Consider the following 19,600-nt stretch of genomic DNA (forward strand, 5'->3'; position numbering starts at 1 on the left):
ATGTCCGACGGATTGCGCTGCAATTTTTGTAACAAAATATTAAAATTACGCGTCCTAAGGAGACGAAATTAACCACTGATTCCGTTAATCTATGTAACAAAATTGTATTTTTGTACGGAATGTGGATTGGTGAATGAATCTAAATAAATAGTAGCAACCAGTTGATTTTTGGAAGGTTAGAAGAAGATTCCTATCCGCATCTATCCTTTTTTGATGGATGGTATTGGTTCCTAAAAATAGAAGCCAGGTATCAGTAAAAAATTATTTTACGGAATTTTAATTTTTATTACATACATCGATTTTCTTTCGGTAATCAATTTATTATTCCACGAAAACCGTGCATTTTCGTAGCAGAATTAAAAGTGTATTTAATAGTTGTTGTATTAGTTGGATTCTCTTACAATTAAAGTTTACCTGTACATCAGAAATCCAGTGAAAAACAACTCTGAAAATAAGTGTTTAATATAATTCATTATTTAACAAAAAACAGGTTATGAATAAGCTCTGGCGTTCAACTACACATGTTATGTTAGCAGGTTCGATGCTGCTGGCATTAGCATCGTGTAAGAAAGACAAGTATCCTACGGCAGCGAACCCTGGCCAGGAAAGTACGGCGACTGGCCTTGCATACAATGAAGATGATGGTTTTCAGGTTCCGGACTTCAAAGGACAGCCTCAAGGTCCAAACCTTGTATTCATCGAAGGTGGACGCTTTGTAATGGGTTCTGCCGAAGAAGATTTAACAAACTCACATGATAATATTGAAAGAACTGTCAGTGTGCAATCCTTCTGGATGGACGAGACAGAAATCGCCAATATTCACTGGTTGGAATACTTATACTATATCCAAAAAGACTCTTCTGAAGAATTTTACCAATCTGCATTACCAGATACAACAGTATGGACCAGCGAACTAGCATTCAACGATTCATATCGTGATCACTACCTTCGCTATCCAGGTTTCCGTTACTATCCTATTGTAGGTGTTTCATGGAAACAAGCAGTAGATTATTCTACATGGCGTACCAATGTTGTAAACAAAAAACTAGCTGAAGATGCAGGTATCGAGCCACCTTCTGATGGTGGAGGACGTATCCCACTTGAATCAGGTGTGGTTCTTCCTAACTATCGTCTGCCATCTGAAGCAGAATGGGAATATGCAGCATATGCGTTGATTGGCGTTCAGTATCTTGATGAAAACCAAACCAACAAACGTATTTATCCTTGGGATGGACACGCACTGCGTAACCCTTACGGAAAGCAAATGGGTAGATTCCTTGCAAACTTCAAACGTGGTCGTGGTGACTATGCGGGTATAGCAGGTAAATTGAATGATGCGGCATTGATCACCAGCCAGGTATATGAGAACCCACCAAACGATTTCGGTTTGTATAACATGGCAGGAAACGTAAACGAATGGGTATATGACGTTTATCGTTCAAACTCTTACCAGGATTTTGATGATCTAAACCCTCTTCGTCGTAGTGGTTATCTGGATAAAGCAGAGAATTATGACAAGAAAAATAACAACTCTCTGATCGATGATCAGGTACGGGTTTACAAAGGAGGTTCTTGGAAAGATGTTGCTTATTGGTTATCTCCAGGTACTCGTCGTTATTTGGAAGAAGATTCAGCAACAGCAACAATCGGCTTCCGTTGTGCAATGATTAATGCAGGTTCTAACCGTTAATAAAAAGAAATAATGCAAAAAGCCTCCGCTCTCGTGGAGGCTTTTTTATTTTGGTGGATTCCAATTCTTACAGTTAAAGAAAATTAGTATGTTCTCTTTCTTATTTAAAAAGAAGACCAAGGTTAGCTATACAAGATATCCGGACAAAACCTGGGAAAAGAAGATTCATAAATATGCAACTCTCTGTGAACTGGTAAAGCAAGAAATATCCTCCTATCCTATTGTTGTAACTTTCTTCTCTAAAACAATACAGGAGGTAAAAAATGCTTTAGAGAATGCAGGACTTGAGTTTAAACACCTGGAGAGCATTCATGGAAATCTACCTAATGATAAGTCAATCTTATTGATTTCGGTTGAACTTCTTATGCAGACAAATACTATAAAGGCATTTAGTAGTATTCCTAAGAATATCTCATTCCATTTTGCTGAACACTATCCTAAATCGAGTGTGGAAGAAAACTACCTGTCTCAATTAAACCAATTGCCAGGAAAACCAACTGTGCATTTCTATAATGCCCTAGAAGAACCATTCTTCTTGCATTTTGGAGGAGAAAGAATAATAGATCTACTTACAAGGCTGGGAGTTAAAGAACAAGGATTTATCTCTCATAAAATGATAGACAATTCTATCCAGAATGGACAAAAGAAAATAGACAAAAAAGTTCAGACAGAGATAAAAGCAACCTCCGCAGAAGATTGGTTTAGTAAGAATATTTATCCATTTTAGCTATACTAATACTATTTTTTTTGAACTGGATTATACAAAATTCTTGTACTTGTGGTGAATTCCGATCAAAAAAAGTTTTGCAGTAAGTTATGCGCAAACAAAACTTTTGCAGTGAAGTATGCGCAAGAAAAAAAACGGTCGGAACTCCAGTCAAAATAAAAAGTGATCGGAGTTCAAGTCAAAACTCAACTTGCCGTGAATAAAATGCAAACCATCCGCCTATACGCAGGACGGCCTTGCCTTCTCTAAAAAATAGTTTGCTGTGAACTATGCGCAGAAACAAAAGACACTGTGAATAAAATGCACTCCCTTACCTAATCAGTGAATAACCTCGCAGTCTGTAGCTAAACACATCCTATCAACAACCGAATATGAGTAAACAGAAAAATGATCAGAAAGAGTAAAATCTTCAATATAAGATTTTACTGTGCAGACGCCAAACAAGCAATACTTACTTCTTTGCATTTTGCTTTCTGTAATGCCATAATACAGGATTCCAGAGTAGATCCAGTAGTAACAATATCATCAACCAATAAGATGCGCTTATCTCTCACAGATTCATAATCTGCTACTTCGAATATATCTTTAGTATTATCATACCGCTCCATTCTACTTAACCGTGTCTGGCTAGGATTGTGAATATTTCGTTTTAAAGCAATTGGGTATGCCGCAACACCTAATTGCAACGATAAACCAGCCACAATAGGGTCACATTGATTATATCCTCTCTTTTTTAACTTTGATGCATGCAACGGTACAGGTATTATACTATCAAATTCCGTATGATATTCTCTTTTTCTTAATTCACTTCCATACCACTTACCCAACAATATACCTGCATCTTTTTTTCCATTGTATTTCAAATGATGTAAGACATTCTGTACCTTCCCTCCTTTTGTAAACTTTAAAAACGCCCAGGCATATTTAATATTTACCTTTCCTGCAAACCGTTGCATCAATGCATTATTTGGATCATTGTGGTAATTAGTTACAGGTAAATGATATCGGCAGTATAAACAAATCTGTTTCTCATTCTTTAATAGGCTACCATTACACATAAGACAGTATTCAGGAAAGATCAACTCCAGGAAGTCATCGAACAAACTCATAGGTATTATATGTTACAATGTATTAGCCAACAAATTCTCATTAAAATAGCAGTACATTGTGTACATTCGCAACCCAAATTCTAAGAAGAATATTACAACGTATACATAGATAACTTTACTTATTCATTTTATTCCAAACATATATGGCAGATCCACTTGTAGAAGAGTTCAATGCATACAGAAGCCGGATGAACGAACAAATATCTGGTGCAAAAAATCTGATTATTAACAGATTGTTTAATCTGGACACAAACTGTTATGAACCAGGCACTGTAGATGTAGTAACAAAAGAAATGATTGGATTAGCATGCTCCATGGTATTACGATGCGACGATTGTGTAAAATACCATCTGGGAAAATGCCACGAGCTGGGAGTTACAGACCAACAGATATTTGAAGTGTTTTCTATTGCCAATCTAATTGGTGGTACTATTGTCATACCACATCTTCGCAGAGCAGTAGAATACTGGCAGGCATTAAATAAAAATTGAGCTTTGATATATGGAAGATACACTTGAAGTACAATGGGATCAGCTCCTGACAAAACTGGAACAATCGATAGGTAAACGACCCGCTGATTTAAATGGGGTATTATTCTTAATTGGCGTTCAGGAACTGGGCAAAGGAGTATTGCATTTTACCAAAGAGCAGAAGCAAGACCTAATGCATATAGGTATATGTAAGGTACTAAGTCAAGTTGGTTATTATGAGTTTGATTATAGAGATACAGACGGATGGCCACATTGGAAGCTTGTACAAAAGCTTCCTTTCTCTGATCTGCTTTCTCAGGAAAAAATGCTTAAAGAGTATGTGATTAATTATTTTCAAAATGAAGTGGGTATATAATTAACTTGTTTAATTACCTTTTTTATTCTTTTTGCTAGATGGGTGCTAAAGCCCATCTTTTTTGTAAATAGTATAAGGACAATTAATAACCAAGATTCGAGATAAGTAGTTAGTGAAGTTCTCTTATTTTATCTATAGGCGGTTTTGAAACAAGGTATTGTAGCATCAATGCCTTGTTTCAAGCCAAAAAGAAAACATGTACTTACTTCCCGTATTATGAAGATCATATCTTTTAATATCAATGGATTACGATCAGGCTTGCAGAAGGGCTTCCTGGAATGGTTAAAGAACGAACAACCTGATATTATTTGTTTACAGGAAGTAAAGTTTGATACACCTGAACACCTCAATCCTTTATTTGAAGGATTAGGCTATACTTATACTCATTGGTATCCGGCACAAAAAAAAGGATATAGTGGAGTAGCTATTCTAGCTAAACAACCAGCTCTTCAGATTATTCAAGGAAGTGGAATAGAGGAATATGATAGAGAAGGACGTATACTCCGCTTTGATACAAACGCCTTCTCGCTAATTAATGTTTATGTACCCTCAGGAACATCCGGAGAGATCCGCCAATCCTTTAAGATGGAATGGCTAGATCACTTCAAACAATATATTCTATCTATACAGCATGAGCAAAATAAACCGCTTATTCTTTGTGGAGATTTCAACATTGCTCACCAGGAAATTGACATACATAATCCTAAAGCCAATCAAAAATCCACAGGCTTCTTACCTGAAGAACGTCAATGGGTCAGCAAGTTTCTTGAGGCTGGTTTTGTAGATACCTATCGATATAAGAATCCTCAGAAGCAACAGTATTCATGGTGGACTTACAGAGCTAATGCCCGAGCCAAAAACCTCGGATGGCGCATTGATTATTTCTTTGCCAGTAAAGATATCACAACAAAAATTCAGGAGGCAGAATTATTAACAGACATTTGTTTTTCAGATCATTGCCCTATTATAATCAAATTAGAGGTTTAATTCCTCAAAACCTTTGAACCTTTCTTAGGTTTATTAATTTTGCTATCTCAGCAAAATTGAATCCTTTTATGATCAAAAACTTTTCTGTTTATATTTTAATTCTTCTTACTATTGTGGGATGCAGACAAACCAGAGATGAACTTATCTTAGTGCCAGCTGCAAAAGGAAATAGTTACTATGGGGGTATCCTTCGTCTTAGTAAAACAGAATATATCCACACACTTTATCCTCCTTCCATTACAGATCCTGTTTCCGCTCAGGTAGCCGCTATGATTTATGAGGGTTTGTTTAAAACAGATCCAAAAACACTAGAAGTGATACCATCACTGGCAGAATCATATGAAGTAAATAGTGATAGTACTATTTATACTTTTCAGATCAAAAAAGGTGTTCTATTTCATGATGATCCTTGCTTTCCTAATGGCAAAGGAAGAGAACTAAAAGCAGGAGACATTGTTTATAGCCTCATTCAACTATGCATAAAATCTCCTGACAATCAAGGATTTGTACTATTTAAAAATAGATTAAAAGGCATTAATGAGTATTTTGCAACTTCTGATAAAAACAAAAAGCTTATCGTTCCGGAAGCTATCAAACAAATTGATGACTATCATTTTCAATTAATTCTGGAAAAGCCAAATCCAGATATCTTATTTCAACTTACCAGGCCCCAGGCTTTTATATATCCTATTGAAGCAATCAACAAATATGGTACTGTAAGACCCAAAGCAGTAGGAACAGGACCATTCATGCTTACAGAGGTTGAGCGAGAAATCTCTATTAATTTATCCCGCAATCCACACTATCACAGACATGATGTTCCAGGTAATCAACTTCCTTTTTTAAGTCAGATAAATATTCAGTTTATTCCTGATAAACGTTCAGAGCTGGCAGAATTTAAAGGTGGTAATATTCAAATGATGTATCATTTGCCACCAGAACAGTTCATTGAAATAATGAAAATTGAATCAATGGAAAATAAACCCGAAGGATGGGAACATTCAATCCTTGTTAGAAAACCTGAAATTGTTACTCATTATTTAGCTTTTAATTGTGCAGATAAATTCTTTAAGAGTTCATCTCTTCGTAAAGCCTTTGCATATAGTATAGATAAAACAACCATTTTAAGTACCACCCTTAATGGAGAAGGCCTAGAAGTAGCAGAACATGGACTTATTTCACCAGCTTATCCCTCCTATCCAGCTAAGAATGTTCGTGGAATATCAGAACGGCAGGACTCGGCACGTACTCTTTTAGAGGTAGCTCCTATTCCATCAGAAAAACCAACTCTGATCTTCTACCCTGATGGTTCCCGAAATACGCTTGTAGCCATTGCGATTGTGGATCAGATTAAGAATACATTAGGTATAGAAGTAAATTTACAACCAATGCCATTAGCAAAGCTCCAAGAAGCCTTAACAGAGGGAAAGTTTACCATAGTTCTGCTATCCAAAACACCAGATTATGCAAAACCTATAAGTTATCTGGAAAATTTTTATAGCAGAAATAGTATTAGCTATAAAGGTAAAACATACCCTAATGTGTTTCAATATCATAATAAAGTATTTGATGAATGGTATGAAAAAGCCCTAGCTGCAAAACAAGCTACAGAAGCGAATGCAGCAGTGCTCCAAGCAGAACAACAGTTGATAAATGACGCAGTAGTTATACCGCTATGGTACGATGAGAAATATATGTTAGTTAAAGACAATTTAAAGAACATACCAACTCATCCATTGAATATGGACGATTTTTCCGAAGTATATTTTACTCCTGAAACACAACAAAAAGAGAAATCTAAAAAGTAAGCTCTCTTATTCTTTTTTCACAAGAGAAATAAAAGCATTACAGTTTGTATGCTTTTATTTCTCTTGTTTTTTTTGCCCAAAAAAACTACCTTTTCTCTTTGTTCGTTATTTTAGTAGATACGACTAAAATTGAAAGTATTTATAGTTAAAACTAAATGTATCTACGCTGAAAAATCTTCCTAATCCTATATTATACAAGAAGCTATGAATATCCTTTTGCAAAAGCTGACAGCTTACAAGAAAAAATATTATCGTAATCTTTTGATCAGAGGATTACTACTTGGAGGATCACTCATACTGACGACTTATCTGATTGTAAATACGGCAGAATTCTTCGGCCGTTTTAATCCGATAATGAGAGCAGGATTACTATTTACATTTTTAGGAATAACAGGATACGTATTATATCAATATATCATTGATCCTGTTTTAAAACTAAACAACATAAGTAAGCCAATATCCAACGAAGAAGCAGCCCGTCAAATTGGTAAATACTTTACCAATATCGATGATAAGCTCCTCAATACTATTCAACTTCAAAGTTTAAGCACATCTCAAAATCAATTATTGCTGGCAAGTATTGATCAGCGGACTCAACAACTTAGCCTTATCCCATTCACAGATGCAGTGGATATAAGCCAGAATCGTAGATATTTACGCTATATAGTCCCTCCTGCCCTCATTATATTACTGATCCTTGCACGTTTTCCTAAGTTCTTTACAGATAGTTCTCAAAGAATAGTCAACTTCCGGAAAGTGTACTTACCAGAAGCCCCATTCTCATTTGAACTGAAGAACAAAAACCTGGATGTTTTCAAAAATGAAGATCTTACTGTTACACTTCATCTGGAGGGAAATTCATTACCAGAAACTGTTTATCTATATACAAATGGACGTAAACAAAAGATGACAGCTATTGATGCCAGAAATTTTTCGTTTACATTCAATAAAATACAGAAGGGTTTTGATTTTCATTTTGAGGCTGCAGATTTTCAATCGAATGGTTATGAAGTTCATTTAATCCCTCGTCCAAGCCTTGAGATATTTTCAGCTAAACTAAAATACCCTGCCTATCTGAAACGTACAGATGAAATATTAAATAATGTAGGAAATTTGTTAGTACCAGAAGGTACTCAGATACAATGGGAATTCAAATCGGCAGATACAGATAGCTTGCTTGTTACATTTGGCAACGCATCTAATCCAACGGTTGCCGAGCAACCATCAAAAGAGACATTCTTATTCTCTACAAAAGCAACCAAATCAGAAAATTATCAGGTTAAACTTAAAAATCGTTTTGGTTTCAATAAAGAAGATATTAATTACTTTCTGGATGTAATACCAGATCAGTACCCTAAGATTACACTAGAGAGCTTTAAAGATACTACCCTATTCAATTATCTTGTATTTGGAGGAAATATTGCGGATGATTATGGATTCTCCAAACTTGCTATTGTCTATAGTGTTATTCCTGCAGATGAAGAAAACAAATCACAACACACAGGAACGATCCCATTAAATCTTCAGGCCAATCAAACTATTCAGAACTATTATCACCAATGGTCTTTAGAAAAGCTACAATTAGCTCCAGGAGACAAAATACAATACTATGTACAAGTATGGGATAATGATGGTGTAAATGGTCCTAAAGCAGCAAAATCGCAGGTATTTACCTTTGCTATTCCAAATGATAAACAACTGGAAGATAATCAGGAGCAACTCTCTAAACAAACCAGTTCAAAAATCAGTAGTGCATTAACAAAAGCATCCCGCTTAAAGAAAGAGATAAATACATTAGAGGATAGGTTAAAGACGAAGAAACAACTGGATTTTCAGGATAAGAAACAAATTGAAGAAGTACTAAAGAAAAGACAAGAATTAAATGCGGAATTGGAGAAACTTCAGGAGCAGATGAAAAGTCTGAACCAACAACAAAACCGCTTCTCCGAAACAAATCCGCAACTAATGGAAAAAATGGATCAGTTACAGAAGCTAATGGATAACCTCTTAGATGAAGAGACCAAAAAGCTTTATGAAGAATTAGAAAAGCTACTGGAAACAAATAAAAATAATTTCAACCTGCTTGATAAACTGAGCCAGAAGGAAAATACATTGGAGAAAGAAATAGAGAGAGCACTGGAGATGTTTAAACAATTACAGTTTGAACAAAAGATCGATAAGCAGATAAACGATTTAAAAGAATTAGCTAAGGAACAACAGAAACTGGCAGAGAAGACAGAAGATACAAAAAACAATAATGCTAATGAGTCTCAACAAAAAGAGCAAAAAGAACTAGAGAATAAACAACAAGACCTCAACGAGAAATTTGAAGAACAAAAGCAAAATCTTGAAGAGTTAAAAGAAATGGATAAAGAGCTTGAGCAACCTACGGGTCTTGAACAAATGGATCAGGATGGCCAAAAAGAGAAAGATATATCAGAAAAGCAAAAACAAAGTTTAGATCAACTCCAGAATAACCAAAATAAGAAAGCCTCCCAAAACCAGAAAGATGCAGCACAAAAAATGGAGCAAATGGCAAAAGAAATGGAACAAATGCAAGGAGGTATGGAGATGGAGCAGAATCAGGAAAACCTGGATGATTTAAGAGACATTTTGGAGAATCTGATCACATTGTCATTTGACCAGGAAAAACTCATGAAAGACTTCCGCAATGTAAATCTTTCAGATCCAAGATTTCCTAAACTGGCTCAGGAACAATTAAAGTTAAAGGATGATGCTAAAATTATAGAAGACAGCCTGTATTCACTTGCAAAACGGGTGTTCCAGCTAGAATCTTTTGTAACACGTGAAGTTACGGATATGAAACAACACATGGATGAAAGTACAAGAGGTATAAAAGAAAGACGTTTAAGCCTCGCTACTGGCCAACAACAACTTGCCATGACATCCATGAATAATCTGGCATTGATGCTAAACGATGCGTTGAAACAAATGCAGGAACAGATGAAAAATGCCAAAGCAGGAAAAGGCAAACCCAAGCCTAACAAAAAACCTCAGCCTGGCATGAGTGAATTGCAGCAACAATTAAATAAGCAAATACAAGATCTTAAACAAGGAGGAAAGTCAGGCAGACAACTCTCTGAAGAATTAGCAAAGATGGCAGCACAACAAGAGATGATCCGAAAAGCATTGCAGCAAATGGAGAAGAGCCGAAATGAAAAAGGAGAAAAACCAGGAGGCATGGAAGATCTCTTAAAGAAAATGGAAGAAACTGAGAAAGACTTGGTTAATAAAAATCTATCACAAGACATGCTCAAAAGAAATCAGGATATCGTAACCCGTTTATTGGAAGCAGAAAAATCGCAACGGGAAAGAGATGAAGATGAGCAACGAAAAGCAGAGCAAGCCAAAGATGCGAAACCTTCCGTTCCCCCTGCTTTTGAACAATACATTAAGAATAAAGAAAAACAAATTGAGTTACTAAAAACCATCCCCCCTGCCCTGTCACCTTATTATAGAAAAGAAGTTGATGAATACTTCAAAAAACTTGGTAATTCAACAAAATAAAATAAAAGCTCTCATTCAAATGAGAGCTTTTATTTTATGCCAGTATTATAGCTTGCTAATAATGGTTACACTTCCTTATTAAAAAGTATATACCTTATTATAGGTATAGTAACTCATAGAGCTTCTCGTATGCTAAATAATCTATAAGATTAAAATCTATCCATCTATTACAACTTTTCGCCCAGAATTTACGTACGTATATATAAAAAATGGCCTAACACATTTGGAGATGAAAGCTCAGCCTCATAAATTTGATACTGTATCAGGACTATCTTCTTTCATGGAATCTATTACTATTCAGATACCTTCGATGGTAGAAAACATTCGTATCATTGAAAGTTTTATTGACAATGCCAAGGAAATCTATAAACTCGATGACGATATCTATGGAAACATTCTCATTGCTGTTACCGAAACTGTCAATAATGCTATAAAGCATGGCAACAATGAAGACCCTACAAAGAATGTATCCTTGCAGATGCATCTGGAAGAAAATTCCGTTCGTTTTATTGTAGAAGATCAAGGGCCAGGGTTTGACCATAATCACCTTCCTGATCCAACTGCACCTGAGAGCCTTGAGAAGATCGGAGGTAGAGGAATATTTTTGATGCGTCATTTATCTGATGAAGTCCATTTCAGGAACGAAGGCAGAGAGGTTGAGCTTATTTTTTATTTCAATTGAGATAATAAATTTCTTTCTATTAAAGCCTCTTTTTAGAGGCTTTTTTCTTTCGCATCCTTTTAAGGGGCTCCCTCTTTTCTACGTATATTTGCCTTGGAATTAATAATTCATTATGGCATCGATTTCTTACTTCACTGAAGACACAACATTTCTGATCACTCAAAAAAGATCTCTAACTGCTTGGATAAAACAAGTTATCCTAGATGAAGGCTATCAACTTGAACTCTTAAACTTTATATTTTGTTCGGACAATTACTTACTATCTATCAATAAGCAATATCTGGATCACGATTACTTTACTGACATCATTACTTTCGAGCAGTCAGAAGATCCCTCAACAATTGAAGGAGATATATTTATAAGTATTGACAGAGTTAAAGAAAATGCAGATACGTTTAACACCGAATTTTCACAAGAGTTATATCGGGTAATGATTCATGGCGTCCTTCATCTTTGTGGATATATGGATCACACCCCAGAGGAGAAAGAACAAATGAGAGATAAAGAATCTTACTACTTACGTATTCTTTCAATAAAACATTCCACGTGAAACATTAGATTTATTTCACAAGATTAAACATTAATGTTTCACGTGGAATGTTTCCACAAGACAGAGTAAATTAAAAAAAGAAGATAAATATAAAAGACTATTAAAACGACATTAAAACAAATATATGTTTCCAAAATATGATATAATAGTAGTTGGAGCAGGGCACGCAGGGTGTGAAGCAGCAGCAGCAGCAGCAAACATGGGTTCAAAAGTATTGCTCGTAACGATGAACATGCATACAATTGCACAAATGTCTTGTAATCCAGCAATGGGTGGAGTAGCAAAAGGGCAGATAGTAAGAGAAGTGGACGCATTGGGAGGAATGTCGGGAATAATCACAGACAAAAGCATGATACAGTTCAGAATGCTTAACCGATCCAAAGGAGCTGCAATGTGGAGCCCAAGAGCACAGAGTGATAGAATGCGGTTTGCTGAAGAATGGCGTCTGGCATTAGAACAAATACCTAATGTAGATTTTTGGCAAGAAATGGTAAGCGGTCTGCTGATAAAAAATGGAGTAGTATGTGGAGTAAGAACATCAATGGGATTAGAAATAGAGTCCAAAGCAGTAGTATTGACAAATGGAACATTTCTGAATGGAAAGATACATATTGGAGAGAAAAACTTTGGAGGTGGACGAACAGCTGAAAAAGCAGCAACAGGCATAACAGAACAATTAATAGAATTAGGCTTTGAGGCAGGTAGAATGAAAACGGGAACACCACCCCGAGTAGATGGAAGAAGCCTGAACTATCAAGTAATGGAAGAGCAGCCAGGAGACGAAAATCCAAGTAAATTCTCCTATACGAATACACAACCACTGGCAAAACAACGTAGCTGCTGGATGACATATACCAATGAAGAGGTGCATGAGATACTTAGAACTGGATTTGACAAGTCACCAATGTTTGCAGGAAGAATCAAAGGATTGGGACCTCGCTACTGTCCATCTGTGGAAGACAAAATAAACAGATTTGCAGATAAAGATCGTCATCAGATTTTTGTAGAACCTGAAGGATGGAATACGGTAGAGGTATATGTGAATGGCTTTTCCACATCTCTTCCTGAAGAGGTACAATACAAGGCACTATTAAAAATTCCAGGATTCGAAAATGTGCGGATGTTTCGTCCGGGGTATGCAATAGAGTATGACTACTTTCCTCCTACTCAGCTGGAGTTATCAATGGAAACCAAACTCATCAAGAATCTTTTCTTTGCAGGTCAGATAAATGGAACAACTGGATATGAAGAGGCAGCCTGCCAGGGATTAATGGCAGGTATCAATGCGCATAATAAAATACATGATAGAGCACCCTTCATACTAAAGAGATCAGAAGCATACATAGGCGTACTAATTGATGATCTCGTTAATAAAGGTACGGATGAGCCTTATAGAATGTTTACCTCACGGGCAGAATATAGAATACTACTGAGACAAGATAATGCAGATCTCCGCTTAACAGAAGCAGGCTTTAATCTTGGGCTGGCATCTGAAGAACGGTTGGAGAGAATGAAACACAAAAGATCAGAAGCAGCCAGACTGCTAAATGATTTGAAGTTGAAAAAGTTTGCACCAGAAGAAATAAACGGGGAACTAGAGAATATTGGAACAGCCACTATTCGGGAAAAAAGCTCTTTATATAATCTATTAAAACGACCAGAGATCACGATTGATAGATTAAAATCGCTGGACAAAGATCTTGCAATCTATATTGACCAGTATGATATAGAGATGCTAGAACAAGCAGAAATTGCAGTCAAATATGAAAGCTATATTGACAAGGAACAGAAAGTAGCAGATAAGTTATCAGAGTTAGAGAACTATAAAATAAATGAAAACTTTGACTACGATCGTGTGCAGGCAATATCAAAAGAAGGCAGAGAGAAACTAAAAAAGATACGACCAATGACACTTGGCCAAGCCTCACGAATTAGTGGAGTATCTCCTTCAGATGTATCTATATTGATGGTTTATTTGGGAAGATGAAGTAGAGTACAAAACAGGCGGGATATGTATCTCGCCTGTTTTGTATGTTAGAACTCCTTTCCACAAACAAATAATAATAAGATTTACGATCACTAAATATGCTTATTATAGATAGGCATTAAACAGAAAATAGAGTTGGTTGAGTCAAAACAGGTAAATTCTATCTGGTAAAATATAGAACATGTTGGTATCGATATAAGCATAAAACAAAAAAATCGATTTTTGAAATCGGCTTAAAGTATCTATTAAATTCTCAAGAAAGACCGAACCCATCATATGGCTTACCCAAAATCTATCCAATAATACCTCTACCAACTGTGCCAAAAATAGAAGATAGACTACCCGGGAATTCGACATAAGTCTATCATCCTTTATTCAGCTACTCCCCCACCCCACTCCACTATATTCAACGTTATACACTTTCCTGTCTCCTACGTTTTTAATTCTGAGAGCTTTAAGAAAATGCATTAAGCCACTTATTAAAATAGAAAGGCAAAGGTCTGGCGTTTGCAGAAGTGTATGTCCAATGCCTCCCTATATACTTGTTAGGAGATAAATCTTTTCTGTACTATAAATCCAAGCCAACGCTCCTAAAAAGGACACTCATCATTATCATACTTTTAAACAACTCCCTTTCACTCTCCTCTTCTTTCGCATACTTTTTCTCTATATCCTCCAGAAAGAACTCCTATCTTTTGTTCTCTAGAAGGATCACAATTCCACTCTCTTTCAGTCTTCCTAATAGGAACTTGATACCCATGCCTTCAGGTGGTAAACTAATGCGGGACATACGTGACAAGGCCGATAGCTGCTTCGAGTGGAGAAAATCTTTTCAAAAAGCAGCATCGCTCTGTCAAAAGTTTTTTCAGAAGGATAGTAAAGGATCGACCAATGTCCTTTTAAGGAATAAAGGGAGGAAGTGTATACAGGAGGAAAAAAAGAATACAGGCTTCTATCTTTAGAAAGATATAATTTTAAATAAAGAATTCCCTGTGGATCTTCGTTAAATTACAGTGTTAAACAGGTGCCTTTTGCAGAATATCCATGTGGGTATCTACAAAGAAATACTCACCATCAACATATCCCACTTCCCCAAAAAGGAGAATGAAATAAGTCCTATGTTCCGGAACAATTACATAAAGTTTCCTAGTTTATAGAAGAGCAAGTAATAGAATGTTCAGCAAGTGCGCCATCATATATCCAAGGATGTACAATCCTACAGTAGATGTTATCAATTTAGGTACGGTACAGAAAATCATTTTATATCCTTTTTCCGGAAAAATGGCAAAAGGATTCGTATTCCATTTGTATAAAATCCCATATCAAATACACATTCTTATTTTTTAAGCCTTCTATTTACTAACTTTGGAGCCATAAATGTAAGAATCTCAATACTATCTCCATGCCTGAAAATTTGAAAAGTTGCCCCGTATGCAACACATTAGTATTTAAACACTTTTTAGTTTGCAAAGATTATACAGTTAGTAAACAAGAGTTTCAAATTGTACGCTGTGAGAGTTGTGGCTTTAAGTTCACAAATCCCCGTCCAGCAGCTCATGAAATTGGTGCATTCTATCAGTCAGAAGACTATATATCACACAGCAATACAAATAAAGGATTAATTAATAAGGCCTATCAGATAGTCAGAAATTATACACTCAAGAATAAATTAAAGCTCATAAATAGTCTCCATACTAAAGGCACATTATTAGATATTGGATGTGGTACGGGTGCTTTTTTGCAAACATGTAGTTCAGCAGGATGGCAAGTGAAAGGAACAGAACCAGACAGTAATGCAAGGGCATTTGCGGGTTCAAATAATCAGTTAACGATTGAACCAGATTTCTTAACAGCTTATCCGGATGAACAATTTGATATCATTACGATGTGGCATGTATTGGAACACGTACATTTACTAAGCGAGACACTGGATAAACTACGAAGGAATCTTTCTTCAGATGGCAAACTCGTTATAGCTGTTCCCAATTCTGAGTCTTATGATGCTAAGTATTATAATCAGTATTGGGCAGCATACGATGTTCCAAGACATTTATATCATTTCGCACCAAAAACGCTTACACAATTAATAGAGAAGTTTGGCTTTAAAATTGCGGAAGTAAAGCCAATGTATTTTGATGCTTTTTATATTTCAATGTTGAGTACTAAGTACAGAGATGGAAAAATAAACTATGCGGAAGCGGTATCGAGGGGGTTAAAATCAAATTCCTGGGCAAAGAAGAACAACGACAACTATTCCAGCTTGATTTATATATTCAAAATAGTATAGAAAGAGTTATCTGGATACCAAAGACCTCATTACAGAAATATCCAATAAAGTAAGTATAGCAACTAATTACCTGAAAGTATTTTCCCGATTCAAGAAAGATGAAAGTGTCAATGCAACCACAAGTGAATACAAACCTATATACAACTTTAGAAGTTCAACCTTCAGCAAGTATATCAGATACAAAAGCACAACCGTTTTCTATCATCTTTACTTGTTTAACTTTGATTTTTATTCCGTTTCTTTTTACTCAATGTGCGCTGCAGGGAGCACCTAGCGGTGGCCCCAAAGATACTCTTGCACCAAAATTGGTGAAGATTATTCCAGAGGACAAGAGCCGTGACTATAGAGGAAAGGTAGTAATCTTTACTTTTGATGAATATATCCAGGTAGAAAATCTTCAACAGGAACTAATTGTAACACCTAATGTAGGAACAGAGTATGAATACAAAGCCAATAAAAATGGTCTTATTCTGACATTTAATAAGCCTTTTGATAAACCCAATACTACTTACACTATTAATTTACGAAACGCAATTAAAGACATTACCGAAAAAAATATTGCTAAGGATGCAAAAGTCGTATTCAGTACTGGACCAGGATTAGATACATTATCGATAGAAGGAATCATAAAGGATCTGGAAACAGGGCAACCAGTAGAAAATGCAGTCGTTTCATTATATAGGACAGACGATACATTGGACATTGTCAAAGATAAACCTTACTATTTTACAAAAACAGATAAGAAAGGGTATTATCAACTGGAGAATATACATGAAGACAACTACAAAATGTATGCGTTAAATGAAAAAGACAATAATCAACGTTACAACCAGGAGAAAGAGAAAATAGGTTTTCTTCCAAAGACATTACAAATAGCCGACAGTAGTAAAGTAAACTTAGACATTAAAGTAAGTGTAGTAGATGAAAATCCTCCTAAAATAAGCAGTAAGTCTACTCAAAGTGACCTTTACAGAATAGAAATGAATGAAGGGTTAATCAATGCAGAAATCCGCATGGACGATTCCACTAAAAAACTAGCTTATATAATAGATCCTAAAGTACCTAAAACAATCTATCTGTACAATACAATACAATCGTACGATAGTCTTTCAATACAGGTAATAGCACAAGACTCTGCACAAAACATTGCCCAGATACCTGTAAAGATCAAGTTTGATCAATTAGATGAAAAACAGCTAAAGCGCAAGACTAAATTTCCTTTTGAAGTAGGAACACAACCTGGCAACAGCGAGCCTGTCTTAAAGGATTTTCAATACATCGTCTCCTTTTCTAAGCCTGTTACGAGATATGATCTTTCTAAAATACGGTTACTTGCTGATACCCTCACTCCTATTCCGCTTGATATCCCGAAAGATTTCCAATGGAATAACTCGTATACCCGATTAACTCTGAATAAGAAAATTGAAGTAAAAACTGGTGTACGGTTTGAGGCACCCAAAGAAACTTTCTTTAGCGTCGAAAATGATACTGCAAAAGCAATCAAAACAGATCATAGTATAAAAGATCCTGAAAGATATGGCACGATGAGTGGAACAGTAAATACAAAGGAAAAATACTTTATAGTTCAGCTTGTAGATAATAGTGGTAAAGTAGTAGCAGAATCAAGAAACCAACGTAATTACATGTTTCGTTACCTTTCTGCTGGAGATTATAATCTAAGAGTAGTAATTGATCAGAATAACAATGGAAAATGGGACCCGGCCAGTTTCAAAGATCGTAGAATAGCAGAGGATATAATTTTCAAACCTGAAAAAATCAAACTCAAAGAAAACTGGGAATTGACAGATCAAAATATCTCCATGCCATAGTCTTCAATAGACAAAAGAATTATAAGAACAAGAAAGGATTGAGTTGACTCAATCCTTTCTTGTTTCTCTCCCGAAAGGCCAAAAATATCCTAACTAACTTGGCACAAATGTATATATAAAACTTTAGTAAACGATTCATAATAAATTGCTGGACAAAGCCAAGTATCTTGTAAGTTATTAATGCCTCCTCTTCCTTCTCGCAAAATATTCTCCCTTTAGCATTATTCATTGATCTTCCTATCTGAAAAAGATACCAAACCCTTTTTATACTCCTTTTCCATTACAGTTCTCTCCTTTTGCATACCTTTTTTCTATGTCCTCCTGAAAGGACCTTCCTGTTACGCCATGCTTGCCACTCATGGCGTGAGCGGGACAAGTATGGCAAGACCTATAACCTTTGTACTTGGAGATAGTTTTCTCTCAAGAATAAGCATAGCTCTATTTATCAAAAGTGTCTTACAGAAGGACAGCAAGAGAGAATATCCTTTCAGGAAGAAAGTGATGAAGTATTCTTTCAGAAAAACAGGAGAAAAAGCCTATAAGGACAGAGGAACTCAGAAAGAAAGAGAATAATTTTTTTAAGGAAGAAAAAACAACTAAGTGAAAATAATCGAGTTAATAGTGTTAAGTACGCACTGCGTTAAGGGTAAAGCCTTGTTTAGGTAAGATTACAAATCTGAATAACATATCAGAATACAACCTCTTTATACTCAAGTCACGGCTGTTGCTCTCTATTTAAGTCTGAACAAACATTTGAATGTCTTCCTATTTGAACGACTACCTCGATCATCAAAATTGAAAAAGTTATGGAAGAGAATTAGACTTAATACTTTCCTTTAATTCATGTCAAAAGCTTTGTTGCCCATATCCCACTGATAGCAGGACATACTTTTATGGAGACAATACTTGGATGCTTGCAGTAAATTCCGATCATGTTCTCTGCTTGCTGTGAGTTATGTACACACCAGAAAATAACTGGAGTTCCAGTTGATTTTATTTTTAACCGGAACACCAGTCAAAGTTAAATGTAACCTGAGTTCAGGCCAAAAAAGTTATTGCCGTGAGTTATGCGCATGAGGTCTCTTGCCGTGAATTCACAGCAAAACAAAAAGTAATGGAAGTTATGCACAAACACAAATTGGCCTTGAATTCTGATCAAAAACTTCTCACATAGTAGTGTAATCGAGTCATCCTCATCCAGGAGCCTTGCCGTGAATTATACGCAAACAAAAAAAATTGAAACCCTATGCAAGATTCAATCAAGCAGGAAGATAGCTTGTCTTTATATAGTTTCCTGTTGTACAGAAATACCTCTTGCCCAAGTCTGGCATGTTTTTAGTGAATATGCACAATCAAGAAATCAGCTTCAAAGTATTCAGGTTGAACACCTAAACAGTATATAAACAAAGTTATCCCCCACTCCGCAATCAACTTATAAAAACAGCTTAAAGTTCTTATAACCATCATCAAAGGGTAATATCCATTGCCAAGACTGTATACGAATTTCATAGTATTAGCCTTTTCCTCAAAATCAAATGAGTGGAGAAATCACCAGAATATAGTATAGCAT

14 protein-coding genes are annotated in these 19,600 nt (G+C 35.8%); 13 read left to right on the forward strand and 1 reads right to left on the reverse strand.

Annotated elements, in window-relative coordinates; genetic code table 11:
* Nucleotides 1-493 precede the first annotated feature (493 nt).
* Together gldJ and QNI15_RS34990 are read left to right on the forward strand one after the other, a co-directional pair.
* Nucleotides 494-1,690, forward strand: a complete 1,197-nt coding sequence (gldJ, locus tag QNI15_RS34985; RefSeq protein ID WP_313981575.1) for a gliding motility lipoprotein GldJ — start codon at nt 494-496, stop codon at nt 1,688-1,690.
* An 88-nt stretch (nt 1,691-1,778) separates the two neighbouring features.
* Nucleotides 1,779-2,417 carry a hypothetical protein gene (locus tag QNI15_RS34990; protein WP_314036491.1) on the forward strand — a complete coding sequence of 213 codons (639 nt, stop codon included), beginning with the start codon at nt 1,779-1,781 and terminating at the stop codon, nt 2,415-2,417.
* Nucleotides 2,418-2,839: 422 nt separating this feature from the next.
* Here QNI15_RS34990 and QNI15_RS34995 read toward each other — a convergent pair whose 3' ends face one another.
* The gene (locus QNI15_RS34995) at nt 2,840-3,526 is read right to left on the reverse strand and encodes a ComF family protein (RefSeq protein WP_314036493.1); all 687 of its coding nucleotides are present in this window, start codon (nt 3,524-3,526) and stop codon (nt 2,840-2,842) included.
* A 143-nt stretch (nt 3,527-3,669) separates the two neighbouring features.
* On the opposite strand from QNI15_RS34995, the gene QNI15_RS35000 reads away from it, so the two are divergent.
* From QNI15_RS35000 to QNI15_RS35050, 11 genes are all read left to right on the forward strand, one after another.
* Nucleotides 3,670-4,017, forward strand: coding sequence for a carboxymuconolactone decarboxylase family protein (locus QNI15_RS35000; protein WP_313992364.1), 348 nt, complete (start codon nt 3,670-3,672; stop codon nt 4,015-4,017).
* 10 nt (nt 4,018-4,027) lie between these two features.
* Entirely contained in the window at nt 4,028-4,372 is a 345-nt protein-coding gene (locus QNI15_RS35005; protein WP_313981566.1) for a hypothetical protein, read from the forward strand.
* Between the two features lie 216 nt (nt 4,373-4,588).
* The gene (locus QNI15_RS35010) at nt 4,589-5,359 is read left to right on the forward strand and encodes an exodeoxyribonuclease III (RefSeq protein ID WP_314036495.1); all 771 of its coding nucleotides are present in this window, start codon (nt 4,589-4,591) and stop codon (nt 5,357-5,359) included.
* A gap of 269 nt (nt 5,360-5,628) precedes the next feature.
* Nucleotides 5,629-7,167, forward strand: a complete 1,539-nt coding sequence (locus tag QNI15_RS35015) for an ABC transporter substrate-binding protein (protein ID WP_314036497.1) — start codon at nt 5,629-5,631, stop codon at nt 7,165-7,167.
* 204 nt (nt 7,168-7,371) lie between these two features.
* Nucleotides 7,372-10,695, forward strand: coding sequence for a DUF4175 family protein (locus QNI15_RS35020; protein WP_314036499.1), 3,324 nt, complete (start codon nt 7,372-7,374; stop codon nt 10,693-10,695).
* Nucleotides 10,696-10,975: 280 nt separating this feature from the next.
* Nucleotides 10,976-11,377, forward strand: a complete 402-nt coding sequence (locus QNI15_RS35025; protein WP_314036536.1) for an ATP-binding protein — start codon at nt 10,976-10,978, stop codon at nt 11,375-11,377.
* Between the two features lie 112 nt (nt 11,378-11,489).
* Nucleotides 11,490-11,927: an rRNA maturation RNase YbeY gene (gene ybeY, locus QNI15_RS35030; protein ID WP_314036501.1), complete on the forward strand. Its 438-nt coding sequence runs from the start codon at nt 11,490-11,492 to the stop codon at nt 11,925-11,927.
* A 124-nt stretch (nt 11,928-12,051) separates the two neighbouring features.
* Nucleotides 12,052-13,914: a tRNA uridine-5-carboxymethylaminomethyl(34) synthesis enzyme MnmG gene (mnmG, locus tag QNI15_RS35035; RefSeq protein WP_314036503.1), complete on the forward strand. Its 1,863-nt coding sequence runs from the start codon at nt 12,052-12,054 to the stop codon at nt 13,912-13,914.
* Nucleotides 13,915-15,316: 1,402 nt separating this feature from the next.
* Entirely contained in the window at nt 15,317-16,201 is an 885-nt protein-coding gene (locus QNI15_RS35040; protein WP_314036505.1) for a class I SAM-dependent methyltransferase, read from the forward strand.
* A 221-nt stretch (nt 16,202-16,422) separates the two neighbouring features.
* Complete coding sequence (locus tag QNI15_RS35045; protein ID WP_314036507.1) at nt 16,423-18,030, forward strand: Ig-like domain-containing protein; 1,608 nt, start codon at nt 16,423-16,425, stop codon at nt 18,028-18,030.
* Between the two features lie 378 nt (nt 18,031-18,408).
* Nucleotides 18,409-18,603 (forward strand): hypothetical protein, encoded by a 195-nt coding sequence (locus QNI15_RS35050; protein ID WP_314036509.1) that lies wholly within the window; start codon nt 18,409-18,411, stop codon nt 18,601-18,603.
* Nucleotides 18,604-19,600: the final 997 nt, after the last annotated feature.

It is taken from the genome of Xanthocytophaga flava (assembly GCF_030068545.1).
GTDB classification, from domain to species: domain Bacteria; phylum Bacteroidota; class Bacteroidia; order Cytophagales; family 172606-1; genus Xanthocytophaga; species Xanthocytophaga flava.